This is a genomic window from Pseudomonas cavernicola, from assembly GCF_003596405.1.
GTDB classification, from domain to species: Bacteria; Pseudomonadota; Gammaproteobacteria; order Pseudomonadales; family Pseudomonadaceae; genus Aquipseudomonas; species Aquipseudomonas cavernicola.
This window is the reverse complement of the sequence record NZ_QYUR01000002.1, coordinates 1,844,636-1,871,065: the sequence shown is the minus strand read 5'-3', so window position 1 is coordinate 1,871,065 and position 26,430 is coordinate 1,844,636. Positions and strand designations below refer to the sequence as shown.

At 60.8% G+C, this 26,430-nt stretch carries 20 protein-coding genes, 1 rRNA gene and 3 pseudogenes; 13 read left to right on the top strand and 11 right to left on the bottom strand.

The features are described from left to right. Positions 1-60 precede the first annotated feature (60 nt). The 4 genes and pseudogenes from D3879_RS09025 to D3879_RS26505 all read right to left on the bottom strand — a co-directional run. Positions 61-1,597: ribosomal RNA gene (locus D3879_RS09025) — 16S ribosomal RNA — on the bottom strand. Positions 1,598-2,385: 788 nt separating this feature from the next. Next, positions 2,386-3,843, bottom strand: coding sequence for a high affinity choline transporter 1 (locus tag D3879_RS09015; RefSeq protein ID WP_119953810.1), 1,458 nt, complete (start codon positions 3,841-3,843; stop codon positions 2,386-2,388). A gap of 572 nt (positions 3,844-4,415) precedes the next feature. After that, positions 4,416-5,948 (bottom strand): multiheme c-type cytochrome, encoded by a 1,533-nt coding sequence (locus D3879_RS09010; protein WP_119953807.1) that lies wholly within the window; start codon positions 5,946-5,948, stop codon positions 4,416-4,418. 574 nt (positions 5,949-6,522) lie between these two features. Continuing rightward, a pseudogene (locus tag D3879_RS26505) lies at positions 6,523-6,666 on the bottom strand (hypothetical protein); the annotation flags it as partial. Positions 6,667-6,782: 116 nt separating this feature from the next. Between D3879_RS26505 and D3879_RS09005 the strand changes: the two are divergent. The 3 genes from D3879_RS09005 (at position 6,783) to D3879_RS08995 (ending at position 8,847) form a co-directional block, all read left to right on the top strand. After that, positions 6,783-7,553, top strand: coding sequence for a phytanoyl-CoA dioxygenase family protein (locus tag D3879_RS09005; RefSeq protein ID WP_119953805.1), 771 nt, complete (start codon positions 6,783-6,785; stop codon positions 7,551-7,553). Between the two features lie 205 nt (positions 7,554-7,758). Next, a complete protein-coding gene (locus D3879_RS09000; protein WP_119953804.1) occupies positions 7,759-8,262 on the top strand; it encodes an LEA/WHy family protein in 504 nt (167 codons plus the stop codon). Between the two features lie 240 nt (positions 8,263-8,502). Beyond that, positions 8,503-8,847 (top strand): zinc ribbon domain-containing protein YjdM, encoded by a 345-nt coding sequence (locus tag D3879_RS08995; RefSeq protein ID WP_119953802.1) that lies wholly within the window; start codon positions 8,503-8,505, stop codon positions 8,845-8,847. Positions 8,848-9,042: 195 nt separating this feature from the next. Here the strand turns inward: D3879_RS08995 and D3879_RS08990 are convergent, their stop codons facing one another. The 3 genes from D3879_RS08990 to aptA form a co-directional block, all read right to left on the bottom strand. Beyond that, positions 9,043-10,536 (bottom strand): CoA-acylating methylmalonate-semialdehyde dehydrogenase, encoded by a 1,494-nt coding sequence (locus tag D3879_RS08990; RefSeq protein ID WP_119953799.1) that lies wholly within the window; start codon positions 10,534-10,536, stop codon positions 9,043-9,045. Between the two features lie 114 nt (positions 10,537-10,650). Then, positions 10,651-10,935 (bottom strand): cupin domain-containing protein, encoded by a 285-nt coding sequence (locus D3879_RS08985; RefSeq protein WP_119953797.1) that lies wholly within the window; start codon positions 10,933-10,935, stop codon positions 10,651-10,653. Between the two features lie 13 nt (positions 10,936-10,948). Then, the gene (aptA, locus tag D3879_RS08980) at positions 10,949-12,295 is read right to left on the bottom strand and encodes an omega-aminotransferase AptA (protein WP_119953795.1); all 1,347 of its coding nucleotides are present in this window, start codon (positions 12,293-12,295) and stop codon (positions 10,949-10,951) included. Positions 12,296-12,463: 168 nt separating this feature from the next. On the opposite strand from aptA, the gene D3879_RS08975 reads away from it, so the two are divergent. The 8 genes from D3879_RS08975 (at position 12,464) to D3879_RS08940 (ending at position 21,774) form a co-directional block, all read left to right on the top strand. Then, positions 12,464-13,384 carry a LysR family transcriptional regulator gene (locus D3879_RS08975; protein WP_119953793.1) on the top strand — a complete coding sequence of 307 codons (921 nt, stop codon included), beginning with the start codon at positions 12,464-12,466 and terminating at the stop codon, positions 13,382-13,384. A gap of 185 nt (positions 13,385-13,569) precedes the next feature. Then, complete coding sequence (locus tag D3879_RS08970; protein ID WP_119953791.1) at positions 13,570-14,490, top strand: aldo/keto reductase; 921 nt, start codon at positions 13,570-13,572, stop codon at positions 14,488-14,490. Positions 14,491-14,727: 237 nt separating this feature from the next. After that, positions 14,728-16,017 (top strand): NTP/NDP exchange transporter, encoded by a 1,290-nt coding sequence (locus tag D3879_RS08965; RefSeq protein ID WP_119953789.1) that lies wholly within the window; start codon positions 14,728-14,730, stop codon positions 16,015-16,017. 298 nt (positions 16,018-16,315) lie between these two features. Next, the gene (locus D3879_RS08960) at positions 16,316-16,981 is read left to right on the top strand and encodes a TetR/AcrR family transcriptional regulator (protein WP_119953786.1); all 666 of its coding nucleotides are present in this window, start codon (positions 16,316-16,318) and stop codon (positions 16,979-16,981) included. A gap of 2 nt (positions 16,982-16,983) precedes the next feature. Further along, a complete protein-coding gene (locus D3879_RS08955) occupies positions 16,984-17,568 on the top strand; it encodes an IMPACT family protein (protein ID WP_119953784.1) in 585 nt (194 codons plus the stop codon). 290 nt (positions 17,569-17,858) lie between these two features. Continuing rightward, positions 17,859-18,545: an SDR family oxidoreductase gene (locus tag D3879_RS08950; protein WP_119953782.1), complete on the top strand. Its 687-nt coding sequence runs from the start codon at positions 17,859-17,861 to the stop codon at positions 18,543-18,545. A 224-nt stretch (positions 18,546-18,769) separates the two neighbouring features. Next, the gene (locus D3879_RS08945; protein ID WP_119953780.1) at positions 18,770-20,125 is read left to right on the top strand and encodes an 8-oxoguanine deaminase; all 1,356 of its coding nucleotides are present in this window, start codon (positions 18,770-18,772) and stop codon (positions 20,123-20,125) included. A gap of 695 nt (positions 20,126-20,820) precedes the next feature. Then, on the top strand, positions 20,821-21,774 hold the full coding sequence (locus tag D3879_RS08940; protein WP_119953777.1) for an adenosine deaminase: 954 nt from the start codon (positions 20,821-20,823) through the stop codon (positions 21,772-21,774). A gap of 3 nt (positions 21,775-21,777) precedes the next feature. Here the strand turns inward: D3879_RS08940 and D3879_RS08935 are convergent, their stop codons facing one another. Continuing rightward, positions 21,778-22,479, bottom strand: a complete 702-nt coding sequence (locus D3879_RS08935; protein WP_119953775.1) for an ArsR/SmtB family transcription factor — start codon at positions 22,477-22,479, stop codon at positions 21,778-21,780. A 113-nt stretch (positions 22,480-22,592) separates the two neighbouring features. Between D3879_RS08935 and D3879_RS08930 the strand changes: the two genes are divergently transcribed. Continuing rightward, positions 22,593-23,339, top strand: a complete 747-nt coding sequence (locus D3879_RS08930) for a sulfite exporter TauE/SafE family protein (RefSeq protein WP_119953773.1) — start codon at positions 22,593-22,595, stop codon at positions 23,337-23,339. Between the two features lie 5 nt (positions 23,340-23,344). On the opposite strand, the pseudogene D3879_RS08925 reads toward D3879_RS08930, so the two are convergent. The 3 genes and pseudogenes from D3879_RS08925 to D3879_RS08915 form a co-directional block, all read right to left on the bottom strand. Beyond that, positions 23,345-23,779: pseudogene (locus D3879_RS08925) on the bottom strand (ATP-binding cassette domain-containing protein); the annotation flags it as partial. Between the two features lie 15 nt (positions 23,780-23,794). Next, positions 23,795-25,036, bottom strand: coding sequence for an NAD(P)/FAD-dependent oxidoreductase (locus D3879_RS08920; RefSeq protein ID WP_119953771.1), 1,242 nt, complete (start codon positions 25,034-25,036; stop codon positions 23,795-23,797). 61 nt (positions 25,037-25,097) lie between these two features. Beyond that, positions 25,098-25,241 (bottom strand): annotated as a pseudogene (locus tag D3879_RS08915) (ABC transporter permease); the annotation flags it as partial. 365 nt (positions 25,242-25,606) lie between these two features. Between D3879_RS08915 and D3879_RS08905 the strand changes: the two are divergent. Next, positions 25,607-26,398: a transporter substrate-binding domain-containing protein gene (locus tag D3879_RS08905; protein ID WP_119953767.1), complete on the top strand. Its 792-nt coding sequence runs from the start codon at positions 25,607-25,609 to the stop codon at positions 26,396-26,398. The last annotated feature ends 32 nt before the right edge of the window (positions 26,399-26,430 follow it).

Genomic DNA, 26,430 nt, shown 5'->3' with positions numbered 1-26,430 from the left:
TCTTTCGCAATGAATCAAGCAATTCGTGTGGGAGCTTATAAGGAAGCTGATGTCGTCGATTAAGGAGGTGATCCAGCCGCAGGTTCCCCTACGGCTACCTTGTTACGACTTCACCCCAGTCATGAATCACACCGTGGTAACCGTCCCCCTTGCGGTTAGACTAGCTACTTCTGGTGCAACCCACTCCCATGGTGTGACGGGCGGTGTGTACAAGGCCCGGGAACGTATTCACCGTGACATTCTGATTCACGATTACTAGCGATTCCGACTTCACGCAGTCGAGTTGCAGACTGCGATCCGGACTACGATCGGTTTTATGGGATTAGCTCCACCTCGCGGCTTGGCAACCCTTTGTACCGACCATTGTAGCACGTGTGTAGCCCTGGCCGTAAGGGCCATGATGACTTGACGTCATCCCCACCTTCCTCCGGTTTGTCACCGGCAGTCTCCTTAGAGTGCCCACCATAACGTGCTGGTAACTAAGGACAAGGGTTGCGCTCGTTACGGGACTTAACCCAACATCTCACGACACGAGCTGACGACAGCCATGCAGCACCTGTGTTCGAGTTCCCGAAGGCACATCCGCATCTCTGCAGACTTCTCGACATGTCAAGGCCAGGTAAGGTTCTTCGCGTTGCTTCGAATTAAACCACATGCTCCACCGCTTGTGCGGGCCCCCGTCAATTCATTTGAGTTTTTAACCTTGCGGCCGTACTCCCCAGGCGGTCGACTTAATGCGTTAGCTGCGCCACTAAGATCTCAAGGATCCCAACGGCTAGTCGACATCGTTTACGGCGTGGACTACCAGGGTATCTAATCCTGTTTGCTCCCCCACGCTTTCGCACCTCAGTGTCAGTATCAGTCCAGGTGGTCGCCTTCGCCACTGGTGTTCCTTCCTATATCTACGCATTTCACCGCTACACAGGAAATTCCACCACCCTCTACCATACTCTAGCTCGGCAGTTTTGGATGCAGTTCCCAGGTTGAGCCCGGGATTTCACATCCAACTTACCGAACCACCTACGCGCGCTTTACGCCCAGTAATTCCGATTAACGCTTGCACCCTCTGTATTACCGCGGCTGCTGGCACAGAGTTAGCCGTGCTTATTCTGTCGGTAACGTCAAAACACTAACGTATTAGGTTAATGCCCTTCCTCCCAACTTAAAGTGCTTTACAATCCGAAGACCTTCTTCACACACGCGGCATGGCTGGATCAGGCTTTCGCCCATTGTCCAATATTCCCCACTGCTGCCTCCCGTAGGAGTCTGGACCGTGTCTCAGTTCCAGTGTGACTGATCATCCTCTCAGACCAGTTACGGATCGTCGCCTTGGTAGGCCTTTACCCTACCAACTAGCTAATCCGACCTAGGCTCATCTAATAGCGTGAGGTCCGAAGATCCCCCACTTTCTCCCGTAGGACGTATGCGGTATTAGCGTCCGTTTCCGAACGTTATCCCCACTACTAGGCAGATTCCTAGGCATTACTCACCCGTCCGCCGCTCGCCACCAGGTACAAGTACCCGTGCTGCGCTCGACTTGCATGTGTTAGGCCTGCCGCCAGCGTTCAATCTGAGCCATGATCAAACTCTTCAGTTCAAACATCTTTGGGTTTTGAGAAAACCCTAAACTTGGCTCAGCAATCGCAATTAAACTCTTTGAATTCACGAAGAGTTACTTGTGACGCTGATAATCAGTTGACTATCAGTCTTACCTCACAAGCACCCACACGAATTGCTTGATTCAGTTGTTAAAGAACAGTTGGTTAAGTCTTTCGTCTCAACCGAGGCGCGCATTTTACAGCAGCCTCACATCCTGTCAAGCGGTTATTTCAACGAAGTTTCAAATTTTCTTGATTAACTTCAACCACTTGCGCTTCCGATCAAGCCAGGCTTCTCGTCAGCGGGAGGCGAATTCTACAGCGTTTCAAACCGCTGTCAACCACCTCATTCAACCGCTTTCGATCCTCCAGCAGACCGACAACACGGCTCAACCACCACCCTGTCAGCCCGGCGCATTCTACACAGCTTCGCTGCTTTGCAACCCCTCTTTTAAAGCTAACTTCTTGTTATCTAAGAAGTTTTCCGAGAGGTCTGCGCCGGAAGTGGTGCGCATTATAGGCCCAGCAAATCAACCGTCAAGCACTTATTGAAAGCTTTTTGTCATACCCTACGACTTGCGACCCGCAAGCCTGAAACGGTCTCACCTGGCGTATCTCTACCTATATATAGAAGAAGCGACTTAAGACGCTTACCTCGCCAGCCCCACTTTCCAGCCTGGAAAAAGTCAGCCCCAATCCGCGGGGAGCGAATCGGGGCTGAGAGAGTTGCGAGAAGAAGCGAGACCTACAGAACCGCCAGCTTTTCTATGACCGCATTTGCAATGCCTTAATAGGCTTCTTGCCCAGCGAAAACCGGGGCCTCTGCAGGCGCCTGCTTGTCCTGCAAGAACTGCGGCAACAGCGAACCCAGCAGCATGCCCAGCAGACTGAATAGCAAACCGGCCAACTGGGGCGGCCAGAAATCAGCGTCCTGATAAGTCATCTCCAACGTCCCCCAGGAAAGCAGACCGAAAGCAACCGCCAACAAAGCGCCCTGGGTCGTGGCGCGCTTCCAGAACAGCCCGGCGAACAACGGCACCACGGCAGCCACCAGCGTCACTTTGTAAGCATTGCCGACCATCTCGTAAATGCTCGCATCGGAGTACAGCGCGAAACTCAAGGTCGCGATGGCGCAGAAGAAGATGCTGACGCGCATGGCCTTAAGGAACTGACGGTCGTTCATCTCCGGCATAAAGCGCTTGAGCACGTTCTCGGTGAAAGTCACCGATGGCGCCAGCAGGGTGCCAGAAGCGGTCGACAGGATCGCCGAGAGCAGCGCGCCGAAGAACATGATCTGGGCGAACAGTGGCGTGCGCTCGAGGATCAGGTGCGGCAGGATCATCTGCGCATCTTCCGCCAGCCATTTCTTGACCATTTCCGGATCGATCATCAACGCGGCATAGGTGAGGAAGATCGGCAGCATGCAGAAGCACAGGTAGAACACCCCGCCGACCACCGTGGCGCGCACGGCGATGTTCTCGGTCTTGGCCGACATCACGCGAGCGTACACGTCCTGCTGCGGAATCGAGCCGAACATAAGGGTCACCGCCGCACCGATGAAGGCGACGATATCCTTGGGCTCGAAGCTGTTGATAAAGGTGAACTTGCCCGCTGCCGCCGCATGGCTGATCACCACGTCGGCGCCGCCGGCCATGTCGCCAATCAGCCAAGTCAGATATCCCAGGCCGACGACGATGATGACCATCTGGAAGAAGTCGGTAAACGCCACCGACAACATGCCGCCAAACAAGGTGTAGACCAGCACGATCGCCGTGCCGATCAGCATGCCGTTGGTGGTGCTGATGGAACCATCAGAGAGCACATTGAAGACCAGGCCCAGCGCGGTGAGCTGCGCAGCGATCCAGCCCAGGTAAGAGCCGATGATCACCAGGCTGGTGATCAGCTCGACTTTGGGGCCGAAGCGCTTGCGGAAAAAATCGCCGATGGTCAGCAGGTTCATCCGGTACAGCGGGCGGGCGAAGACCAGGCCCACCAGCATCAGGCAGCCGAATGAGCCGAAGGGGTCTTCGATGATCCCGGCGAAACCTTCTTCGATAAACGTGGCCGGAATGCCCAGCACGGCTTCCGAGCCGAACCATGTGGCAAAGACCATTGCCGCCACAATCGGGAACGACATACTGCGCCCCCCAGCAGCGAAGTCATTCGAGTTGCGTACGCGGGTGGAGGCGTAGAAACCAATACCCAGAGTGATCAGCAGGTAACCTGTAACAAACCAAATCAGCATTTGCTCTTGTTCCAATGGCTCTAGCCCGTCGTCGGTCTGCACGCTCACACAAGGGAAGCTCAAGCAGACGTTGCCGCGACCGGCAGATGTTTTTGTTTTTAGCTTGGCAGGCCAGGCAAAGCGCACCACGGAATGGGCTGTTACGGCCCCAGCAGCGGCCTATTTGCCTGACTCCACGGCGGCGCAGTCTGCCTAGCTCGTAAAATATGTCAAACGATTACAGCCGAAAGGCTCCATAAAAGTCGCCAAATCGTTTTGTTTAGGAGGCTAAATAATCATTTAACATGCTGTAACTAAACGTTTTTTTACAAATGCAGACGTTTTGTTAGTTTTTTATTTTTTACACCAAGGGTGAACCTGAAACAGAGCATTCGCGGCCTCAGCCCCGCATGAGTCCGTAGCGCTTCCCGAGGCTCCAACTAAAGGTATTTGTTGCACAGCGAACCCCTGTCGAAAGCCCTCCTCCCCTCGAAGCAAGGCGCAACGAGGTGAAGCATGCGCAGTGGCCAGGACACCAGAGCGGGGCGGGGTGAGAGAGGCCTGGGCACAACCCAGACACCGACTATGCACACCTAAAACTGCACGGCGCTGGCAGCGCCTCCTGTCCCTGCGGTTGGCAGATTTGTCGAGAGGGGTACGCTCTGCGTGACTTTGGCCATCCGGGAGATTTCCACCTGCAACTTATCCTTGCCGAGCAGGTAGTCGGCCAGCTTCTGCGAAAACGGCCAGTAGTTCAGCTCCGCAGTCAATGTGAGCGGCCCGACGGCATCGGCCGGCACTAGGAAGGAGAACTCCCGAGTATCGTAGCCCTTGGGCAGAATGCGGTTATCCGAGAGAATTTGCGTGGCATTCCAGACCTCTACATCTAGCTCATTGCCGTCCTTGTCGCCCAGGCGCACCTTGAAGTTTCGCGTGCCGTTCTCGGTCTTACCGTCCTTGATCGAGCCCAGGCGATAGAGCTCGCGACCACTGGCATCCAGCACCCGGAAATCGATCCAGATCTCTCGCCCCTCCGGAAAACCGGTCGGCAGCTTGTGCCCGGCGCCGACATTGGCAACCTTGACCGCTACCGAGGTGTAGTGCCCGGGCATGATGGCTGCCGGCAGTTGCTGAAAATGAATTGCCGCCGCGCGTGCGAGCATGTCGCGCGCACGTTGCGCGCCTTCGTGCTGGCCTAGATACGCAAGCACCGTAGCGTTGGCCCCGCTGAACCAATGCGAGGCGACCTGCTCGCGGTCTGGCCCCATGATCGCGGCCTTACCCGCAAAACCCGGCATGTGGCAGTCCTGGCAGGTTTCATCGTTGAGGCTGTAGGGGCTCTCCAGCCATTCGTCATAGGTACGCTCGACCGCCACGCTGCTGAACGGGTGCGTGACATTGTGGCAGGTCGCGCAAAAGTCCGAGCGCGTGTGCAGAGCGGAATACACGGTGTCGTGATAAGGCGAAACGGCATCTTTACGCGGGCCGAACTTAGTCGGTTTACCGTTCGCTCGCGGGCTCAAGACATAAGCGCCGTTATCGAGGCCGGTGCGGGCACTGATGTTGTGGCAGGTCTCGCAGTCGACCCCAGGCATCGGATGATTCTTTGTGCTGTCTTCAATCGAGGAGCGGTTGAGTTCCGAAGTAATCTGCCCGGTCGTGAGGCCGATCGGGCTATGGCAGCCGGTGCAGAAGTTATCGACCCGCCCATCGGTGGCCTCGCTCGCATGCTTGAGCAAGGCCCGATAGATGGGTTCATCCCAGGCTTGGGCCATCATCGAAGAGCGCCATTGCCTGTAGATCTCCGTATGGCAAGCGCCACAGACCTGGGCATCGTCGAAGTCCTTCACATTCAAAACGGCGTTGTCCGTGGTATTGGCCCGATGCGGAAAGAACGGCATCCCACCAATCACATGCATGAGCTTGGAACGTGCCGGCTCCAGCCACTTGTCATTACCCTGATTGTCATTGCCCTGAGGTTCGTCAGCCGCGCCCAGCGCTGCCACAAGCAGGCCGGCTAGAAAGCACAAAAGGCGCCTGACGGGATATCTGCTAGCGGCTCGTGTAGCGGTGACGCGAGCCGATGCTGGCTGTATCTTTTCTGCCTCGGCGCCCACTCTGTCCATTTCACAGCCTCCCTCTCACTGCACGACGCCAAAGAGCCAAAGTCACGGCACGCTCTGCCGGATGTTGCGGATGGCACTGAAGAAGTTGTCACACCATCTGCCTGCACGGGCAGGCGTGATAAAAGCGCCAGCCGATACCTGAAGGGCGGCCCAGACAGACTGCGCGCCATTGCCCTAGCCGGCACATATGTCTGAGCACCCCACTCAAGCGCATCGAACACTTTTATTGCTTGAGCGTGTTTAAGGTATTAGTTGCGCGGCACAACCAAGTCAATATTTTGTCTGCATTCAAGAATAGTAAGTTTTGATTAGTAATCTATTGATATTGTTACGTTTTTTTATTTAATAAAACTAATCGCTATAAACTTCCATAGCCAATCAGACGAACAACTCGTCGCTCCGTTCACAGCGGCGGGGCGCAATCTGCAAATCATCGAAGAGGCTGATCTATATTCAATTCGGCGTGCACGGATGCAGCGAGCCAGCCAAGAAGTCCGCTCGTTGGGAAACCGCTTCGCGGGTTTTCCACCCAGCGTTGGATCATCAGTCTTCGTAGGGGTGGATAACGCTTCTCTTATCCACCACTGGCCGCAGCGGACGCACCCATCGCCCATAGCAAATGTGGGAACGCAAACTGCGAAGCCTCATGACTCGCACGCAGTGGCCAGCTCTGGATGATGGCCTTGCGGCGGATGTAGAAGCGCAGACCGTCAGGGCCGAGGAGCGTAGTGACACCCATCCTCCGGGCTCCAGTCTTCAGGCACTTCGCAGGGGTAATTTTCAAACCGCAGCGATCATGCAAGCATGCTAAGTGGGGATTGAAGGGAGCGCGCCATGAGTACTGCCACCATCGACCCAAGGCTTACCGCCACCCGCCAGCAAGCCTTGCATGAACAGGGTTTCGTGCTGCTCCCCGGCGTACTGGGCGCGCAGCAGACCGCCGAACTGCGTGAAGCCATCGACCGGCTCAGACCGGAGCACTGGGATTACACCGGTCTGCTCGATCACTACAAATGCGTGTTCAACCGCGATCCCCTGTGGCTGCCCTACCTCGACCCGCCGGGCGTAATCGAATTGGCCGAGGCCGCCTTGGGGGCGGACTGTCATGTGATCGGCCAAACGGCGTGGCGCTGCCACCCCGGCTTTATCGGCGCCGAGTTGCATCTGGATTATCTGGCGATGGAATTGCCGCCAGCCCTGCTGGCCACCCCGGCCTTCGTGTTGCCTATGCAGATCTGCACGGCTCACCTCTACCTCGATGACATCAGCGAAGACCTCTGCCCCACCCTGGTCGTACCTGGCAGCCATCGCGCCGGGCGCAAGCCTGTGGCGGGAGAAAATCAGTGGCAAGGCAGGGCTGCGGAGCCGGTGCTGTGCCAGGCCGGCGATGTGCTGTTCTTTCGCAGCGAGCTTTGGCACGCCGGCAGCCGCAACCGCACGGCAGACCGGACGCGCTACCTGCTACAAGTGCATTACGGCCGGCGCATGCTGGCGCAGAAGTTCTCGCCCTACCTGGTGTGGCAGTTCAATCCCGAAGTGATTGCAGCATGCACGCCGAGACAGCGCAGGCTGCTGGGGGAGCATGAGGAAGCGGAATACGACTAAAAAGGGGAATGCGGTGCTGATCGTTCCCACGCTCCGCGTGAGAATGCAGCCCTAGACGCTTCGCGTCTGCAACACCGGACGCAGAGCGTCCGCAGCGCGGGAACCATCAAGGCCGACGGCCCCCTCCGCAACGCCAGATTGAGCAAAGCCCTGGCCGGAACCTGTCCTTTACTCTATGCAACAACCCCGAACCGGAAGCCATGCCATGCGCCGCAACGCCAGTCAGCCCCTCCTCAACCTTCTGCGCCTTGCTGCCTGCAGCTTGCTGGCACTAAGCCTGGTGGCCTGCAGCACCCTGAGCCAGCGCGACCCGCTACGCATCGATCTGGTGGGGCTGGAACCGCTGCCGGGCCAGGGCCTGGAGATACGCTTTGCGGTGAAGCTGCGGGTGCAGAACCCGAATGACGCCGCCATCGACTACAACGGTGTGGCACTGGAACTCGAGGTAAACGACCTGCCGCTGGCCAGCGGGGTGAGTGACCAGCGCGGGCAGGTGCCGCGCTTTGGCGAATCGCTGCTCAGCGTGCCGGTGACGATTTCGGCCTTCTCCGTGGTGCGCCAGGCCTGGGGCATGGCCGGCACTGTGCCGCGCCAGAACTTGCCTTATGTAATGCGCGGCAAGCTGGCTGGTGGCTTCTGGGGAACCGTGCGCTTTACCGATGCGGGCGTGCTGAACCTACCGGAGCCCGCACCAGCACCGGCTCCATAAGGCATGAGTCGTGGCAGATCGGCCGGGCGATTGTGGCGGGCTCAACCCACCCTATTGATCGTTCCCACTCAGAGCCTGATGGACGCTGGAGCGTCGAGGGCTGCGTTCCCACGCAGAGCGTGGGAACGATCAACGATCAGGTATGAGCCCCCCTTTACCCTCTGGCCCGCCAAAGCCTCAAGGCCATCAAAACCTTATACAATTTGCGGCCTTTAGCATTCCTGATCGTGAGGATCCTTCGTGAGCACTCTGCCGCCCTGCCCCAAATGCAATTCCGAATACACCTATGAAGACGGCCAGCAACTGGTCTGCCCGGAGTGCAGCCATGAATGGTCTGCGGGTGACGCGGCTGAAGCCTCGACCGATGGCGATAAGGTGATCAAGGATGCGGTCGGCAATGTCTTGCAAGATGGCGACACGATTAGCGTGATCAAGGACTTGAAAGTCAAAGGTACCTCGCTGGTGGTGAAGGTCGGCACCAAAGTCAAAAACATCCGTCTATGCGATGGCGACCATGACATCGACTGCAAAATCGACGGCATTGGCCCGATGAAGCTGAAGTCGGAGTTTGTGAAAAAGGTTTAAGCCAGCCCGGTGGCTAACGCGTGATCGTTCCCATGCTCTGCATGGGAATGCAGCCCTCGACGCTCCAGCGTCCATTAGGCTCGGCGTTGGTCTGCTCGGACGCGGAGCCTGCGCTCCCACGCTGGAGCATGGGAGCGATCACATAAAAACAAAAAGGCCAGTCTCTCGACTGGCCTTTTTGTTTTCCGCGAACCCTTACAAGCTTGGGAACGCGAACTGCGACGCCTCATGGCTGGCACGTTGCGGCCAGCGCTGGGTGATGGCTTTGCGGCGGGTGTAGAAGCGCACGCCGTCCGGGCCGTAGGCGTGCAAGTCGCCGAACAGGGAGCGCTTCCAGCCGCCGAAGCTGTGGTAGGCCACCGGCACCGGCAGGGGTACGTTGACGCCGACCATGCCGACTTCGATCTCGTCGCAGAACAGGCGGGCCGCTTCACCGTCACGGGTGAAGATGCAGGTGCCGTTGCCGTATTCGTGGTCGTTGATCAGTTGCATGGCTTCTTCCAGGCTGTTCACCCGAACGATGCAGAGCACTGGGCCGAAGATTTCTTCTTTGTAGATGCGCATGTCCGGGGTCACGTGATCGAACAGGCAGCCGCCGAGGAAGAAGCCGCCCTCGTTGCCGGCGATTTGCAGGCCACGGCCGTCTACCACCAGTTGCGCACCGGCATTTTCGCCGTCGGCGACATAGCCGCTGACTTTGTCCAGGTGTTGGCTGGTGACCAACGGACCCATGTCGAGGCCGCAGGAAGTGCCAGCACCGATTTTCAGCGCCTTGATTTGCGGCACCAGTTTGGCGACCAGCGCGTCGGCGACTTGGTCACCCACGCAAACTGCCACGGAGATGGCCATGCAGCGCTCGCCGCAGGAGCCATAGGCGGCGCCCATCAGCGCGCTGACGGCGTTGTCCAGGTCCGCGTCGGGCATCAGCACCGCGTGGTTTTTCGCGCCGCCCAGGGCTTGTACGCGCTTGCCGCGCTTGGTGCCTTCGGCATAGATGTATTCGGCAATCGGGGTGGAGCCGACGAAGCTCAGGGCTTTGACTTCCGGGGCTTCGATCAGCGCGTCGACGGCTTCTTTGTCGCCGTGCACTACGTTGAGCACGCCTTTGGGTAGGCCGGCCTGGTTCAGCAGTTCGGCGATCAGCAGGGTGGAGCTTGGGTCGCGCTCGGACGGCTTGAGGATGAAGCAGTTACCGCAGGCAATCGCCAGCGGGTACATCCACAACGGCACCATCGCCGGGAAGTTGAACGGGGTGATGCCGGCAACCACGCCGAGCGGCTGGAAGTCGCTCCAGGCGTCGATGTTCGGGCCGACGTTGCGGCTGTATTCGCCCTTGAGGATTTCCGGCGCGGCGCTGGCGTACTCGACGTTCTCGATGCCGCGCTTAAGTTCGCCGGCAGCGTCTTCGAGGGTTTTGCCGTGCTCTTCGCTGATCATCTGGGCGATGCGCGCTTCGTTGGCTTCGAGCAGTTGCTTGAAGCGGAACATGACCTGGGCACGCTTGCCTGGCGGGGTGTTGCGCCAGGCCGGGAAGGCGGCTTTAGCGGCGTCGATGGCTTGTTGCACGGTGGCGCGGCTGGCCAGCGGGACTTTGTGGATCGCTTCGCCGGTGGACGGGTTGAACACGTCGGCAGTGCGGCCGGTGTCGGTCACGAACTCGCCGTTGATCAGGTGCTTGATGGTGCTCATGGTCGGCTCTCTTGTTTAAGGCTTGTAGGGTTGGGGTGAGTTTTTACCCTCTCCCCCGCCCTCTCCCTGGAAGGGAGAGGGGGTAAATTGCGTCAGCGTTGCGTTGGGCAGCGCTTATTTGATTTCGGTTTCGACGAAGACGATTTCATGCGCGCTGGCGTTGATCACGTTGTGCTCGACTCCCGCTTTGCGGAAATACGCCTGCCCAGCCGTGAGAGGTGCGTGCTTGTCGCCCTCGGGGGTTTCCAATAGCAGGGTGCCATTGGTCATGGGCACCACTACGTAGTCGTAACCGTGGCTGTGGTGGCCGGTTTCGGCACCTGGCGCAAAGCGCCATTCGGTGACGATCACCCGCTCGTTGTTCACTTGCACGGTTGGCACGGCCTGGGGTCGTTTCATCTTGGCGTTCCGTTCAATCAAGCTGATTCAGGGCATCGCCGACTGCATCGAACAGGCGGTCGAGGTCAGCCGGTTTGGCGTTGAAAGTTGGCCCGAATTGCAGGGTGTCGCCACCGAAGCGTACATAGAAGCCGGCTTTCCACAGCTTCATCCCAGCCTCGAACGGACGGACGATGGCGTCGCCGTCACGCGGGGCGATCTGGATCGCACCGGCCAGACCGCAGTTGCGGATATCGACCACGTTCTTCGCGCCTTTCAAACCATGCAGGGCGTTCTCGAAGTGCGGCGCCAGTTCGGCGGATTGCTGAATCAGGTTCTCGCGCTCAAGCAACTCCAGTGCGGCCAAGCCAGCCGCGCAAGCGACCGGGTGGGCCGAGTAGGTGTAGCCGTGGGTGAACTCCACGGCGTACTCCGGGGTCGCCTGGTTCATGAAGGTCTGGTAGATCTCGCGGCTGGCGATCACTGCGCCCATCGGGATGGCGCCGTTGGTGATTTGCTTGGCGACGTTCATCAGGTCCGGGGTCACGCCGAAGTATTCGGCACCGGTGGCTTTGCCCATACGACCGAAGGCGGTGATCACTTCGTCGAAGATCAGCAGGATGTTGTTCGCATCGCAAATCTCGCGCAGGCGTTGCAGGTAGCCCTGCGGCGGCACCAGCACACCAGCGGAGCCGGCCATCGGCTCGACGATCACGGCGGCGATGTTGGAGGCGTCATGCAGTTCGATCAGTTTCAGCAGCTCGTTGGCCAGCTCGACGCCACCGGTTTCAGCCATGCCACGGGTAAACGCCAGGCCCGGCTGCAGGGTGTGCGGCAGGTGGTCGACGTCCATGAACTGGCCGTACAGCTTGCGGTTGCCGTTGATGCCGCCGAGGCTGGTGCCGGCGATGTTGACGCCGTGGTAACCACGGGCACGGCCGATCAGTTTGGTTTTGCTCGCCTGGCCTTTCAGGCGCCAGTATGCGCGGGCCATCTTCACGGTGGTGTCGGCGCACTCGGAGCCGGAGCCGGTGAAGAACACGTGGTTCAGCTCGCCCGGGGTCAGGTCGGCGATTTTCTCAGCCAGCCTGAACGACAGCGGGTGGCCGTACTGGAAGGCCGGCGAATAGTCGAGGGTGCCCAGTTGACGGGCCACGGCTTCCTGAATTTCCTTACGGGTATGCCCGGCGCCGCAGGTCCAGAGGCCGGACAGGCTGTCGTAAATCTTGCGGCCCTGATCATCGATCAGGTAGCTGCCCTCAGCGCCGACGATAAAACGCGGATCACGCTGGAAATTACGGTTGGCGGAAAACGGCATCCAGTGGGCGTCCAGCTTCAGCTGGCTGGCCAGGGAGAGATCGGCGGTTTGCGGCATGTTCATGGGCGGCCTCGTTTTGGGCGGATAAGGCAAGCGTAGGAGCGAGCTTGCTAGCGAACTGTTCGCGAGCAAGCTCGCTCCTACGGTTCAATGTCTTGCCGATAAGGTGCCACGGGCATAAAGTCTGAAAAACACGACTCTTCTAATCCTCAGATTGGCTTTTACTAAACCATGAGCAACCGCCGCCCCGCCCCCTTGGCCCAAGTCAGCGACTTCGATATCCGTCTGCTACGGATCTTTCGCAGCGTGGTGGAGTGTGGCGGCTTCTCCGCGGCGGAAAGCGTACTGGGCATCGGCCGCTCGGCGATCAGCCAACAGATGAGCGACCTGGAGCAGCGCCTGGGCCTGCGTCTGTGTCAACGCGGGCGTGCCGGTTTTGCCCTGACCGAGGAAGGCCGCGAGGTTTACCAATCCTCGTTGCAACTGCTCGGTGCCCTGGAAAGCTTTCGCACCGAAGTGAACGGCCTGCACCAGCATTTGCGCGGCGAGCTGAACATCGGCCTGACCGATAACCTGGTGACCCTGCCGCACATGCGCATTACCCACGCCTTGGCGTTGCTGAAGGAGCGCGGGCCGGATGTGCACATCCAGATCCGCATGACCCCGCCGAGCGAGGTGGAGCAAGGCGTGCTCGACGGCCGCCTGCACGTTGGCGTGGTGCCGCAGGCCAGCACGCTGTCGGGGCTGGAGTATCAGCCGCTGTATAGCGAACGCTCACTGCTCTACTGCGCGGTCGGCCATCCGCTGTTCTATGTCGATGACCAGCAGCTGACGGATGAGCGCCTGAATAGCCAGGATGCCATCGCCCCGACCTTCCGCCTGCCGCCTGAGATTCAAGCGCGATACCAGGCGTTGAACTGCACGGCTAGCGCCTCGGACCGTGAGGGCATGGCCTTTCTGATTCTCACCGGGCGCTATATCGGTTACTTGCCGGACCACTACGCCAGCCTGTGGGTGCAGCAAGGCCGCTTGCGGGCGTTGAAAGCGGCGACGCGCTTCTATGACCTCAGCCTCGCTTCGGTGACGCGCAAGGGACGCAGGCCGCATCTGGTGCTGGAGAGTTTTCTCGATGCGTTGGCAGCGACCAGCTAGCGCCCTGCTTCCGTATCAGTCTGGGCAAGGGCGCCGCGTTGTCGAAGGTCGACACAACAGGTAACAACTAGGCGGCCGCAGCCTGTAGAGCGCAGCGGTCACCGGACTATGCTCGAACGGTGCGCCACTGGCGCATCCCACACGGGCTTCCAACATCCCAGTGCAGTGCTACCACGGAGGACACCATGCCTAGCCGTCGTCACTTCCTTCAATGCAGCGCCACCCTGCTCACCCTCGCCGCCGTCACGCCCCTGCTGCCGCGCTTCACCTTCGCCGTGCCCGGCCAACTGCTGCAACGCAAGATTCCCTCCAGCGGCGAGGCACTACCGGTGATCGGCCTGGGCACCTCGCGCACCTTCGACGTCGATCTCGACGATGACAGCCTCGAGCCCCTGGATGAGGTGATGCGCACTTTCATCAACGGTGGCGCCCGGGTGATCGACACCGCACCCAGCTACGGGGCCTCGGAAGCGGTCACCGGCGAGCTGCTGAAACGCACCGGCACCCAGGGCAAGGCCTTTCTCGCCACCAAGGTTTCCGCCACTGGCCGCTCGCGCGGTATGGCGCAGTTCGAAGCCAGCCTGCGCGCATTGCAGGCCGACAAGCTCGATCTGGTGCAGGTGCATAACCTTCAAGACACCCGCACCCAGCTCGACTTGCTGCGCGAGCTCAAGGAGCAGGGCAAGGTGCGCTACATCGGCATCACTCATTCCCGCGAGGCTGCCCACGACGACCTGCTCGAAGTGCTGGCCGAGGAGCGGGTGGATTTCGTCCAGGTCAACTACTCGGTGGCCGAACGCAACGCCGAGAAACGCCTGCTGCCCTACTGCGCCGAGCACGGCATCGCCACCCTGATCAACCGCCCATTCCAGCGCGGCCAGTTGCTCAGCCGGGTCAAGGGCGAGCCGTTGCCGGACTGGGCGATGGAGACCGACGCCACTTCCTGGGCGCAACTGCTGCTCAAGTTCATCCTCGCCAACCCGGCCGTGACGGTGGTGATCCCCGCCACCTCCAACCCGCGCTACATGGCCGACAATCTCAAGGCAGGCCTTGGCCGCCTGCCGGATGCGGCACTGCGGGAGAAGATCGCGCAGGCGTTTGCCTGAGATGCTGCCGGGATAAGACCTCCCCTCTCCCTCTGGGATAGGGGACGCGGGAGATTAGATGTCGAGCCAGACTGCAGCTCTTCGTAGGAGCGAGCTCAGCTCGCGAAAGCCATTCAAGCAAGAGCTTCGCGGGCATCGCCCGCTCCTACAGGTTTTGCGCTTTTCCAATGCATGTACTGCAACGCCGATCACCTCCCCTCTCCCCTTGGGAGAGGGGCAGGGGGAGAGGGAGCACCCATGACACCAGCTCAGCGCCTGGCTATGGCGATCAACGCCAGGCCCGCCGAACTGCTCGCTGCATTGAGTGGCTTCGGCCTGTTCTACTGCCTGTTCAGCGGCTATTTCATGCTGCGGCCGATTCGCGAGGCGATGGGCATCCGGGGCGGCGTGGAGAACTTGCAATGGCTGTTCACCGCCACTTTCGTCGTCATGCTCGCCGCCGTGCCGCTGTTCGCCTGGCTCAACTCGCGGGTGCCGCGTGCACGCTACATCGACTGGGTATACGGTTTCTTCGTCCTAAACCTGCTGGCGTTCGCCGTGCTGTTCAAACAAGCCGGGGACAACCTCTGGCTGGCGCGAGTGTTTTACGTGTGGATATCCGTCTACAACCTGTTCGTGGTGTCCGTGGCCTGGAGCCTGATGGCCGATGTGTTCGACGCCCCCCAGGCGCGCCGTCTGTTCGCCTTCATCGCCGCCGGTGCCAGCTGTGGCGGCTTGACCGGCCCGGCGCTGGGGGCGCTGTTCATCAATATCCTCGGCGAGAGCGGGCTAACCCTGTGCGCCGCCCTTTTGCTGGGCGTCACCCTGCTGGCCAAGCATCAGTTGATGGCCTGGCGCGCGGTGGGCGGCGCGGGGCGACCCGGCGCGCCTATCAGCGAGCACCCGGGCGAACCGGTGTCGGGCAACCCGTTCAGCGGCATCACCGGCGTGCTGACCTCGCCCTACCTGCTGGGCATCGGCGCTTTCGTCATCCTCCTGGCCACAGCGAGCACCTTCCTCTACTTCGAGCAGGCGCGGCTGGTGGCGCAGACCTTCCCCGACGGCAACGAGCAGATTCGCGTGTTCGGCCTGATCGACTTCACCGTGCAGCTGCTTTCCCTGCTCGCCCAGTTGTTCATCACCGGACGCATCGCCCAACGCCTGGGTCTGCGCGTGCTGCTCGCCGGGGTGCCGCTGCTGGTCTGCCTGGGCTTCCTCGGCCTGGCCCTGGCGCCGACCTTCGCCGCGCTGGCAGCGTTGATGATCGTGCGTCGCGTGGGCGAATACGCCTTCATCCGGCCCGGTCGGGAAATGCTCTTCGCACCGCTCGACGCGCAGACCAAATACAAGGCGAAGAACTTCATCGATACCGTGGTCTACCGCGCCGGCGACGCCATCAGCGGCTGGGCCAAGGCACTGCTCGACACCCTCGCCCAGGGCGTGTTGCTGGTCGCGCTAGTGGGCGCAATCTGCGCCGCCCTGTGGGGCCTGCTGGGTTGGTACCTGGGCGGGCGGAAGGAGCAGCAACTCGAACCACGTGAGCAATAGCCCACCACAACCACCGGGCCGATCCGCTATCGGTAGGTTGGCGCTGAGCGAAGCGATGCCCAACAGGGAGCCGCTTGCGGTTCCCATTGCAGACGTGAACCAAACGGAACTCCAAGCGCCGGTTCTTTGAACCGGTTGTTGGGCATCACAGGCTCAGCGCCAACCTACGTAGAGTTATGTTTTCGCTGCCTAGGGGGGAGTGAGCGGCGGCGCTTTTCTGCGCCTTGCGCTTGTCACCTCGCCGACAGTGGGTTATCTGTGCTTTCGCTCCGCTCCCTGAACAGTCCGGAATCGCCCCATGACCTTTGAAGTCCCCGCGCACAGCGCCAGACCCGTCGGCAAACCTGTCGGGCGCATACGCCAGAAAAACGAAGAAGCGATCCTTGCCGCCGCCGAAGAAGAGTTCGCCCGCCACGGCTTCAAGGGCACCAGCATGAACACCATCGCGCAGGCTGTCGGCCTGCCGAAGGCCAACCTGCACTATTACTTCAACAACAAGCTGGGGCTGTATATCGAGGTGATGCGCAATATCATCGGGCTCTGGGACAACACCTTCAACACCCTCACCGTCGACGACGATCCGGCCGAAGCGCTGGCTCGCTACATCGAAGGCAAGATGGAGTTCTCCCGCCGTCAGCCGCTCGCCTCGAAGATCTTCGCCATGGAAGTGATCAGCGGCGGCGAATGCCTGTCCGAACACTTCAACCAGGATTACCAGCACTGGTTTCGTGGCCGTGCGGCGGTGTTCGCCGCCTGGATCGCCGCCGGCAAGATGGATCCGGTCGACCCGGTGCACCTGATCTTCCTGCTCTGGAGCAGCACCCAGCACTACGCCGACTTTGCCGTGCAGATCTGCCGCCTGACCGGGCGCAAGAAGCTGAGCAAGGGCGACTTCAGCACCGCCACCGCCAACCTGACCCACATCATCCTCAAAGGTTGTGGGCTGACACCGCCGGCCGTTTAAGCATGCCCTTCAGCCTCAGTGCGCCTTGCGAGTACCGCGAGGATATCCGCAAAAGCCGCTTTCTCGCCCAGGCCGCACCGGTCAGCAGCGCGGCCGAAGCACAGGCCTTTATCGAGCAGGTCAGCGATCGCAGCGCCACGCACAACTGCTGGGCCTGGAAGGTCGGCCAGCAGTACCGTTTCAGCGATGACGGCGAACCCGGTGGTACGGCAGGCCGGCCGATCCTCGCGGCCATCGAAGGGCAGGACTGCGATCAGGTGGCGGTGGTCGTTACTCGCTGGTACGGCGGCATCCAACTTGGCACCGGCGGTTTGGCGCGCGCCTATGGCGGCAGCGCCAGCAAGTGCCTGCAGGCAGCCGAACGGGTCGCATTGGTGGCGCGCACGCGCTGCGGCTTTCACTGTAGCTTTGCCGAACTGCCGCTGTTCAAGGCGCGCCTGCCTGAGTTGGAAGCGCTGCTCGAAAGCGAAGCCTTCGATGCCAGCGGCGCCGAGCTGCAACTGGCTGTACCGGCGGCACGTTTCGATGAACTGCAGCGGCTGGTGACGGATATCAGCCGTGGCCGCGAGGCGCTGCGGTGTCTATGAAACGGCGAGCCGGCGCTCGGTGCCCTGGAACCACGTTTGTGCCGGGAGCCGCAAGCGGCTCCTTGTTGGGCATCACTTCATTCAGCACCAACCTACGGTCGCGGACCGAGCTGGCGACGGTGGTGGGCTGCAGACCGTAGGCTGCGCTCTACCCAGCCTACGGAGTCAGGCGCCGACGGACTAAATTGGCTATGTACCCGTTAACTGATGAGTCAAAGCGGGTTCGGCCTCGCACCTGCTTGCCGGTATGCTGTGGCTTGAACTCATCGTGACGGGGCATCGGTACGGCTATGGCACAGGCAAAAACAGCATTGATCATCGGCGCCTCGCGCGGGCTTGGCCTGGGCTTGGTGAAACAGTTGCAGGCGGACGGCTGGCACGTCACCGCCAGCGTGCGCGATCTGGCGCGCGCCGAAGCGCTGCAAGCACTGCCCGGCGTGCAGATCGAACAGTTGGATATCGACGACGCCCAGCAATTAAGCGCGCTGGAGCAGCGGCTTGAGGGGCAGGTGTTCGATCTACTGTTCGTCAACGCCGGGATCTCCGGCCCGGCGCACCAATCCGCCAGCGCCGCCACCGCGGCAGAAGTCGCGCAGTTGTTTATGACCAATGCGATAGCGCCGATTCGCCTGGCCGAACGCTTCGCCCTGCATCTCCGCAAGGGCAGCGGCGTGCTGGCCTTCATGAGTTCGGTGCTGGGCAGTGTCGCCAACCAGGAAGGCAGCAATCTGGCGCTGTACAAGGCGAGCAAGGCCGCCCTCAACTCGCTGACCAACAGCTTCGTCTGCGAACTGGGCGAGAACCAACTGACCGTATTGTCGCTGCATCCGGGCTGGGTACGGACCGACATGGGCGGCGCAGGGGCCACCCTGGATGTCGAGACCAGCTGCCTGGGGCTGCTGGCGCAGATTGAGCGCTACGCCGGCAGCGGTGAGCATCATTTCATCGACTATCAGGGCCAGACCATTCCCTGGTGAAGGCCTAGAGCTCAGGCGTGTAACGCTCTGGTTTCCCGCCTGCGCGGCAACGACGTGGGGATAAGTCCACACTTACCAAAGCCAGCACGACACATGACAAGTGCGGCTTAAGGCTTTATCTTTGCCGCCACGCCCCGCGGCTATCGAGCGGGGCGTACCTGGATCAGCAGACAGGGTAAAACTGAGCTGGCGAACCTGAACTTAAACCTCAGAGGAGCCTGCCAATGGCTGCTAACCGTCTCTGGCTGCGTAACCCGCAAGCCATCTTCACCGCCAATGACCTCGACGCCCGTGGTGGCCTGGTGATTGAAAACGGCGTGATCGCCGAAGTTCTCGCTGCCGGCCAGCAACCCGCGACACCCTGCGATCAAACCTTCGATGCCCGCGAGCATGTGCTGCTGCCGGGGCTGATCAACACCCATCACCACTTCTACCAAACCCTCACCCGCGCCTGGGCGCCGGTGGTCAATCAACCGCTGTTTCCCTGGCTGAAAACCCTCTACCCGGTGTGGGCCCGCTTGACGCCGGAGAAACTGGCGCTGGCCACACAGGTGGCGCTGGCCGAACTACTGCTGTCCGGCTGCACCACGGCGGCGGATCACCACTATCTGTTCCCCGGTGGCCTGGAAGAAGCCATCGACGTCCAGGTCGACGTAGTCCGTGAGTTGGGCATGCGCGCCATGCTCACCCGTGGTTCGATGAGTCTGGGTGAAGCCGATGGCGGCCTGCCACCGCAGCAGACCGTGCAGCAGGGCGAAGTGATTCTGGAGGACAGCCAACGGCTGATCGGCCAGTACCATGAGCGTGGCGACGGGGCGCAAATCCAGATCGCCCTGGCTCCCTGCTCGCCGTTCTCAGTCACCCCGGAAATCATGCGCGCCAGCGCCGAACTGGCAGAAAAACATGACGTGCGCCTACATACGCACCTGGCGGAAACCCTCGATGAGGAGGACTTCTGCCTGCAACGCTTTGGTCTGCGCACCGTGGATTATCTGGACAGCGTCGGCTGGCTCGGCCCGCGTACCTGGCTGGCCCACGGCATCCACTTCAACCCGGACGAAATCGCCCGCCTCGGCGCCGCCGGCACTGGCATTTGCCACTGCCCCAGCTCGAATATGCGCCTGGCCTCGGGCATCTGCCCGACCCTGGATCTGGAAGCAGCCGGCGCGCCGATTGGTCTGGGAGTCGATGGCTCGGCCTCCAACGATGCCTCCAACCTGATCCTCGAAGCCCGCCAGGCCCTGTACCTGCAACGGCTGCGCTATGGTGCCGAGAAGATCACCCCGCAAGTGGCCCTCGGCTGGGCCACCCGCGGCTCGGCCAAGCTACTCGGTCGCAGCGATATCGGTGAGTTGGCGGTCGGCAAACAGGCTGACCTGGCGCTGTTCAAGCTGGATGAACTGCGTTTCTCCGGCAGCCACGATCCGCTCTCGGCCTTGCTGCTCTGCGGCGCCGATAGGGCCGACCGGGTGATGATCGGCGGCAATTGGCGGGTAGTCGATGGGCAGATTGAAGGGCTCGACCTGCAACAGCTGATCCGCTCGCACCGTGAGGCGGCGCGCCAGTTGATCGCGGGGTAAAGCAACCGCAGGGGCTGGCTCGCGAACACAGGCAATCACATGCTTCGCGAGCAAGCTCGCTCCTACAGGTTCGGCGTTGTCGTCAGCCAGTTGCGCAACGACAGCTCTTTGTAGGAGCTAGCTCTGCTAGCGAAGGCAGGCAACACAAAAGCTTCGCGAGCAGAGCTCGCTCCTACGGGTTCGGCATTGTCGTCAGCCAGTTGCGCAACGGCAGCTCTTTGTAGGAGCTAGCTCTGCTAGCGAAGGCAGGCAACGCAAAAGCTTCGCGAGCAGAGCTCGCTCCTACGGGTTCGACGTTGTCGTCGGGCAGTTGCGCAACGGCAGCTCTTTGTAGGAGCTAGCTCTGCTAGCGAAGGCAGGCAACGCAAAAGCTTCGCGAGCAAGCTCGCTCCTACGGGTTCGGCGTTGTCGTCAGGCAGTTGCGCAACGGCAGCTCTTTGTAGGAGCTAGCTCTGCTAGCGAAGGCAGGCAACACAAAAGCTTCGCGAGGCCGCAGCCGTTCCTTACGGCTTGCGGCATTCCCCACATCCATGTGGGTCACAGGCTCGCTCCTACGGGTTCGACGTTGTGGCCAGGTAGTTGTTGTCACGCGACTGCGCAACAGGCAGCGTAGACAAAGCCGTTGCTTCACTGGGGATTCTGTCCTGCCGGTCAGCTAAACTGCTCGGCATTACCCGCAAACCAGGCTCTGACTTATGTACGACTGGCTCAACGCCTTGCCCAAGGCCGAACTGCACCTGCACCTGGAAGGCTCACTGGAACCGGAGCTGCTGTTCGCCCTGGCCGAGCGCAACAAGATCGCCCTGCCCTGGGCCGACGTGGAAACCCTGCGCAGTGCCTACGCCTTCAACAACCTGCAGGAATTCCTCGACCTCTATTACCAGGGCGCCGCTGTACTGCGCACTGAGCAGGACTTCTACGATCTGACCTGGGCTTATCTGCAACGCTGCAAAGCCCAGAACGTGATTCACACCGAACCGTTCTACGATCCGCAAACCCACACCGAGCGCGGTATTCCTTTCGAGGTCGCCCTCAACGGGATCGCCACGGCACTGAAAGATGGTCGCCAGCAGCTCGGTATCAGCAGCGGCCTGATCCTCAGCTTCCTCCGCCACCTGCCGGAAGAACACGCACAGAAAACCTTCGAGCAAGCCCTGCCCTATCGCGACGCCTTTTTTGCCGTCGGCCTGGACAGTTCCGAGATGGGCAATCCGCCGAGCAAGTTCCAACGGGTGTTCGACCGCGCGCGCAGCGAAGGCTTTTTGACCGTCGCCCACGCCGGCGAAGAAGGCCCGCCGGAATACATCTGGCAAGCCCTGGACCTGTTGAAGGTCAGCCGCATCGACCATGGCGTACGCGCCAGCGAAGACCCGCTCCTGATGCAGCGGCTGATCGACGAGCAAATCCCGCTGACCGTCTGCCCGCTGTCGAACACCAAGCTCTGCGTGTTCGAGGACATGAAGCACCACAACATCCTCGACATGCTCGAGCAAGGCGTGAAGGTCACGGTGAATTCGGACGACCCGGCGTACTTCGGCGGCTACGTCACCGAGAACTTCGCCGCCTTGCACCAAAGCCTGGGCATGACCGAAGAGCAGGCCAAGCGCCTGGCGCAGAACAGCCTGGATGCACGACTGGTCAAAGGCTGAGCGCTAGCGGGAGACCTGCGCCGCAATGCGCGGGATTTCCCGGCTACCGCTGGGGGACACATGCAACGCCCGCGAGTCCTTCATCGCCCGCAGCCAACGCAACTGCACACACGCTTGCAACAACGCCGCCCCCAAGGCGCCGCCCAGATGCGGCTTACGCTCGCTCCAGTCGGGGCAGGCACAGGCGAATTGGCGGCGGCGTTTGCTTTCGGCCTGCACATCGATGCCCAGCTCCGCCAGGCCGCTGGCGCCGCTTGCCGTGAGTTCCACGCGTTTGCCGTCCTGCACTATCCAGCCCGCGCCGAGCATGCGCTCGTACACCGCAACCGCCAGCTCTCCGGCCAAGTGGTCATAGCAGGTGCGTGCATGACGCAGAGGCAACGGCGTACTGCGCGAAGTCGGGATGGCGCGGGCACGCTGCGTCTGACTGGCTTGTGAAGCACTGACCAGGGCCTCTACCGCTGCGCCGATTTCCGCTGCCGCGATCCGGTAATAGCGACTCCGGCCGCGCGCCTCCAAGGTCAGCACGCCACCCTCGGTCAGGCGTGCCAAGTGGCCGCTGGCAGAAGATGGCGACAGGTCGGCGAGAATCGCCAGCTCACCAGCCGGCCTTGAGGTGCCATCCATCAATGCCCAGATTATTGCCGCCCGCCCAGGGTCGGCGAGCAGGGAGGCGATCAAGCTGATATTCGGTGCGTAATCCATTGTTCACTCCATGGCGAAACAACCCACTGGGCAGGCCAACATACTGAACAGGAAATCAACGCCCGCCAAGCCAGCCGCATAGCGGGCTCCCATACAAGGATGCAAAACCGGCCATGTTCGAACCTAGCGCTCCACTGATCCTGTTCATCGCCCTGACCTTCCTCCTCGCCGGCTTCGTCAAAGGCGTGGTCGGCCTCGGCCTGCCTACCATCGCGGTTGGCCTGCTCGGTCTGAGCATGCCGCCATTGCAGGCGGCCGCCTTGCTCATTGCGCCCTCGGTGGTCACCAATATCTGGCAACTGACCGGCGGTTCACGCTTCACTGCGCTGTTGCACAGGCTCTGGCCAATGCTGCTGGGGATCTTCATCGGCACCCTGGCCGCCAGCTGGCTGCTCGGCAGTCAACCACTCCACTACGCCACTTCGGTGCTCGGTATCGCACTGGTGGCCTATGCGCTGCTCGGGCTGGGCAAGGTGCATTTCCAGGTGACGCCGGCCACCGAGCACTGGCTTGCCCCGGTGATCGGCGCACTCACGGGGGCCGTCACGGCTGTCACCGGGGTCTTTGTGATTCCGTCCGTACCCTATCTGCAGGCGCTGGGTTTGCAGAAGGAGGAGCTGATTCAGGCGCTGGGATTATCCTTCATGGCCTCCACCCTTGCCCTAGCCATCAGCCTGATGCATAGCGATACGCTGCAACAGGGGCCGTTATTCGGTGCTTCGCTGCTGGCCTTGCTACCGGCGCTGGGCGGGATGTTCCTCGGCCAGTGGCTACGTCAACGGATCAGCCAGGAGCGCTTTCGCCAGTGGTTCTTCTGTGGGTTATTGCTGCTGGGTGCCAACCTGGCCTTGCGCTTTTAAATCCCTCGGTCCAGCTCTTCGGCTTTTTTCCGCGAATAGCCGAGCGCCGACATCGGCGCCAAGGTGCAATTTTGCAGAACGCTCATATGGGGAAAGAGGTTGAAGTGCTGAAACACCATACCCACCTCACCGCGCACTTTCGCCGCCTGACGGGTCGATAGGGAGAGGTCGGTGTCATTAACCAGAATGCTACCGACCTCGGCAATTTCCAGGCGGTTGATGCAGCGAATCAAGGTGGACTTACCTGAGCCCGACGGCCCGCACAAAACGATGCGCTCGCCTGCACGCACACTCAGGTTGATGTCGTGCAGTACATGATAAGCACCATAGAACTTGTTCAAGCCTTCGATAGCCACGGCCACCTTGCGCGTATCAAGCGCAGCGGCGACTGGCTGGGCGAGCGTCTCGACACGCTGCGCTTGGGTGTTGGTCGCTGACATGGTCTTGCCTCCAACCTAGTTGAAGCGCTCGGCGCTGTAGGGTGCGGGATCGGTAAAGGGCGTATTGGTGGTCATCATTTCCGCCAGCAAGCGACCGCTGACCGGACCCAGCGTCAGGCCATGGTGGGCGTGACCAAAGTTGAACCACAGCCCTTTGTGCAGGGGTGCCGGACCGATCACGGGGCGCATATCCGGCAAGCACGGGCGCAGACCGAGCCACGGCTCCGGGTCGAGGCGTTCGCCCAGTGGGTAGAGCGTGCGGGCGATGACTTCGCAGCGGCGTAACTGGATTTCATTGACCGGTGCGTCGCTGGCGGCAAATTCGATACCGGTGGTCAGGCGTATGCCTTGGGCCATGGGCGCCAGGACATAGCCGCCTTGGGTATCGACAATCGAGTGCAGCAATTGCACGCCCGGTGGTGAGCCATAGTGCATGTGATAACCGCGCTTGATCGCCAGCGGAATCCGATAACCCAAGGGCTCGAACAACGCCGCGGATTGCGGGCCGAGGGCGACGACCACTTCGGCTGCCAGCACTTGCCCCTGCTCACTGCTGACCTGCCATTGACCGGAAACCTGTTGCAAAGTCAAAGCATCACCTTTGACGAACTGGCCGCCACGCTTAACGAATAAATCCGCATAGCCACGGGTCAAGGCGCCGGGATCGCTGACGGTTTTCGGGTCCAGCCAGTGAATGCCGCCCAGAGCGTTGTCATGCAGGCTCGGCTCGCGTTCGTGCAGCTGCTGTTTATTCAGCACCTCATAACGTAACCCATAGGGTTTGAGTGCCGCTGCTTCGGCCAAGCCCTTGTCAAAGGCCGGCTGGTTACGGAAGACCCCGATCCAGCCGCTGGCTTTGATCAGTTCGGTGATCCCGGCCGCCTCGGCGAGCAAGTCGTGCTCAACCACACAACGCTCCACCAACGGCAACATGGCCCGGGTGGCTTCTGCCAGGCGCTGTGGCGACGAGTTCTGCCAGTACTTGAACAGCCAAGGTCCGACTTTGGGCAAGTAGCTAAAGCTGTAGCGCACGTCTGACTCGCGGTTGAGCCCATAACGCAGCAGGCTGGAAAGCTGTCGGGGGAAGGCGTAAGGGATCACGCGGGAGCGCTCGATCAGCCCGGCATTGCCATGGCTGGTGCCGCTGCCCGGCTCGCCGCGGTCGATCAGCACGACCTTGCGGCCACGGGCTTGCAGGTGTAGCGCGGTGCAGACGCCGACAATGCCGGCCCCCAGAACCATGGTTTCGCAGTGCATGGATTAATCCTTCGGACTCTGGCGCACACGGTTCACCGCGCAGCGCCCAGTGAAAAGTGGCCTAACCCAGGTGACGCCTCAAGCGCCCTTCGATGATTTTCAAACTACGCCTCACGACTTCGACAATCAGCAGATACAGCACTGCCGCCCAGAGGTAGATCTGGAAGTCGAAGCTGCGCGAGAAGGCCAGCTTGGTCGTGACCATACGTGGGCATTGATGCCGTTGCGTCGAACCACAACCGAAACGCTTTGTCCTGGATCCAGGCTCTCGCGAGCCATGGCCAGCTTCTGCTCGACACTCCCGCGATGGCGCCGCTCCCGGCCTAGGCGCTGGCCTGATTTGCCGTTTTGATGAGTCAGTTCAGGCGACAACTAGCTGACGTGGAAGGTTGGAGCCACTGCAGGGCAAATGCATAGCCTGCGATTATGCATGATATAAAAACTATGCATTTGATAAATGCTAGGGCGCGGCAGATGCTAATTCGCAGGCTCCAGCAACGCCTGCTTCCAAAGGGGGTGGCGATGCGGCTAGCCCTCTCAGCGCGAAACCTGACTCCAGAGGAAAACAATATGAATAAGACTCTACGTTCGTTGGCACTGTCTGCCGTGGTCGCCATGCTTCCGGTCACCGCAGTCATAGCGACTGAAGCACCTACCTTGCGCATCGCCACGGAAGGGGCGTACCCACCGTTCAATTATTTTACCGCCGACGGCAAGTTGGCCGGCTTTGATATCGAAATTGGCCGCGCGCTGTGTGCAAAAATGCAGGCCCAATGTTCGTTCGTGGCCCAGGACTGGGACGGCATCATCCCGGCCTTACTGGCGAACAAATACGATCTGATCATCGCCTCGATGTTCATTACCGATGAGCGCCGGCAGAAAGTCGATTTCACCGACCCCTACCAAAAATCGGCGATGACCTTCGTGGTGCCGAAGGACTCGTCCCTGAGTGATTTCTCCCCGGCCGCCATGGCCGGTAAAACCATCGGCGCGCAAGGCTCGACCACCCAGGCCGACTATCTGACCGCCGTCTTCCCCGATTCCGATGTGCGCCTGTATCCAACCCAGGATGCGGTGAACCTGGACCTGGTTTCCGGGCGTCTGGATGCGCAGGTAGGCGACATGATTCCCATGCTCGACTGGACCCAGAAGTCGGACGACGGCAGTTGCTGCAAGCTGGCCGGCGAGCCGATCAGCGATCCGCAATATGTCGGCCAGGGTGTCGGCATCGCCCTGCGCCAGGACGATGACAAGCTGCGTGAATCCCTGAACCTTGCCCTGGCCGCGCTGATTGCCGACGGCACCTATAAAGCCATCAACGACAAGTTCTTCTCGGTCAACCTGCTGACGCTGAAAAAGTAATTCCGCGCCGGTTGAGATGTGTGCCTTGGTGA

What these genes read in the sequence shown, in the direction of transcription:
- D3879_RS08945 (WP_119953780.1), top strand. Translation starts at nt 18,770, where the DNA reads ATGGCTGCTAACCGTCTCTGGCTGCGTAACCCGCAAGCCATCTTCACC.
- D3879_RS08935 (WP_119953775.1), bottom strand. Translation starts at nt 22,479, where the DNA reads ATGGATTACGCACCGAATATCAGCTTGATCGCCTCCCTGCTCGCCGAC.
- D3879_RS08955 (WP_119953784.1), top strand. Translation starts at nt 16,984, where the DNA reads ATGCCCTTCAGCCTCAGTGCGCCTTGCGAGTACCGCGAGGATATCCGC.
- D3879_RS09000 (WP_119953804.1), top strand. Translation starts at nt 7,759, where the DNA reads ATGCGCCGCAACGCCAGTCAGCCCCTCCTCAACCTTCTGCGCCTTGCT.
- D3879_RS08905 (WP_119953767.1), top strand. Translation starts at nt 25,607, where the DNA reads ATGAATAAGACTCTACGTTCGTTGGCACTGTCTGCCGTGGTCGCCATG.
- D3879_RS08940 (WP_119953777.1), top strand. Translation starts at nt 20,821, where the DNA reads ATGTACGACTGGCTCAACGCCTTGCCCAAGGCCGAACTGCACCTGCAC.
- D3879_RS08975 (WP_119953793.1), top strand. Translation starts at nt 12,464, where the DNA reads ATGAGCAACCGCCGCCCCGCCCCCTTGGCCCAAGTCAGCGACTTCGAT.
- aptA (WP_119953795.1), bottom strand. Translation starts at nt 12,295, where the DNA reads ATGAACATGCCGCAAACCGCCGATCTCTCCCTGGCCAGCCAGCTGAAG.
- D3879_RS08960 (WP_119953786.1), top strand. Translation starts at nt 16,316, where the DNA reads ATGACCTTTGAAGTCCCCGCGCACAGCGCCAGACCCGTCGGCAAACCT.
- D3879_RS08920 (WP_119953771.1), bottom strand. Translation starts at nt 25,036, where the DNA reads ATGCACTGCGAAACCATGGTTCTGGGGGCCGGCATTGTCGGCGTCTGC.
- D3879_RS08970 (WP_119953791.1), top strand. Translation starts at nt 13,570, where the DNA reads ATGCCTAGCCGTCGTCACTTCCTTCAATGCAGCGCCACCCTGCTCACC.
- D3879_RS08985 (WP_119953797.1), bottom strand. Translation starts at nt 10,935, where the DNA reads ATGAAACGACCCCAGGCCGTGCCAACCGTGCAAGTGAACAACGAGCGG.
- D3879_RS08990 (WP_119953799.1), bottom strand. Translation starts at nt 10,536, where the DNA reads ATGAGCACCATCAAGCACCTGATCAACGGCGAGTTCGTGACCGACACC.
- D3879_RS08950 (WP_119953782.1), top strand. Translation starts at nt 17,859, where the DNA reads ATGGCACAGGCAAAAACAGCATTGATCATCGGCGCCTCGCGCGGGCTT.
- D3879_RS08965 (WP_119953789.1), top strand. Translation starts at nt 14,728, where the DNA reads ATGACACCAGCTCAGCGCCTGGCTATGGCGATCAACGCCAGGCCCGCC.
- D3879_RS09015 (WP_119953810.1), bottom strand. Translation starts at nt 3,843, where the DNA reads ATGCTGATTTGGTTTGTTACAGGTTACCTGCTGATCACTCTGGGTATT.
- D3879_RS09010 (WP_119953807.1), bottom strand. Translation starts at nt 5,948, where the DNA reads ATGGACAGAGTGGGCGCCGAGGCAGAAAAGATACAGCCAGCATCGGCT.
- D3879_RS09005 (WP_119953805.1), top strand. Translation starts at nt 6,783, where the DNA reads ATGAGTACTGCCACCATCGACCCAAGGCTTACCGCCACCCGCCAGCAA.
- D3879_RS08930 (WP_119953773.1), top strand. Translation starts at nt 22,593, where the DNA reads ATGTTCGAACCTAGCGCTCCACTGATCCTGTTCATCGCCCTGACCTTC.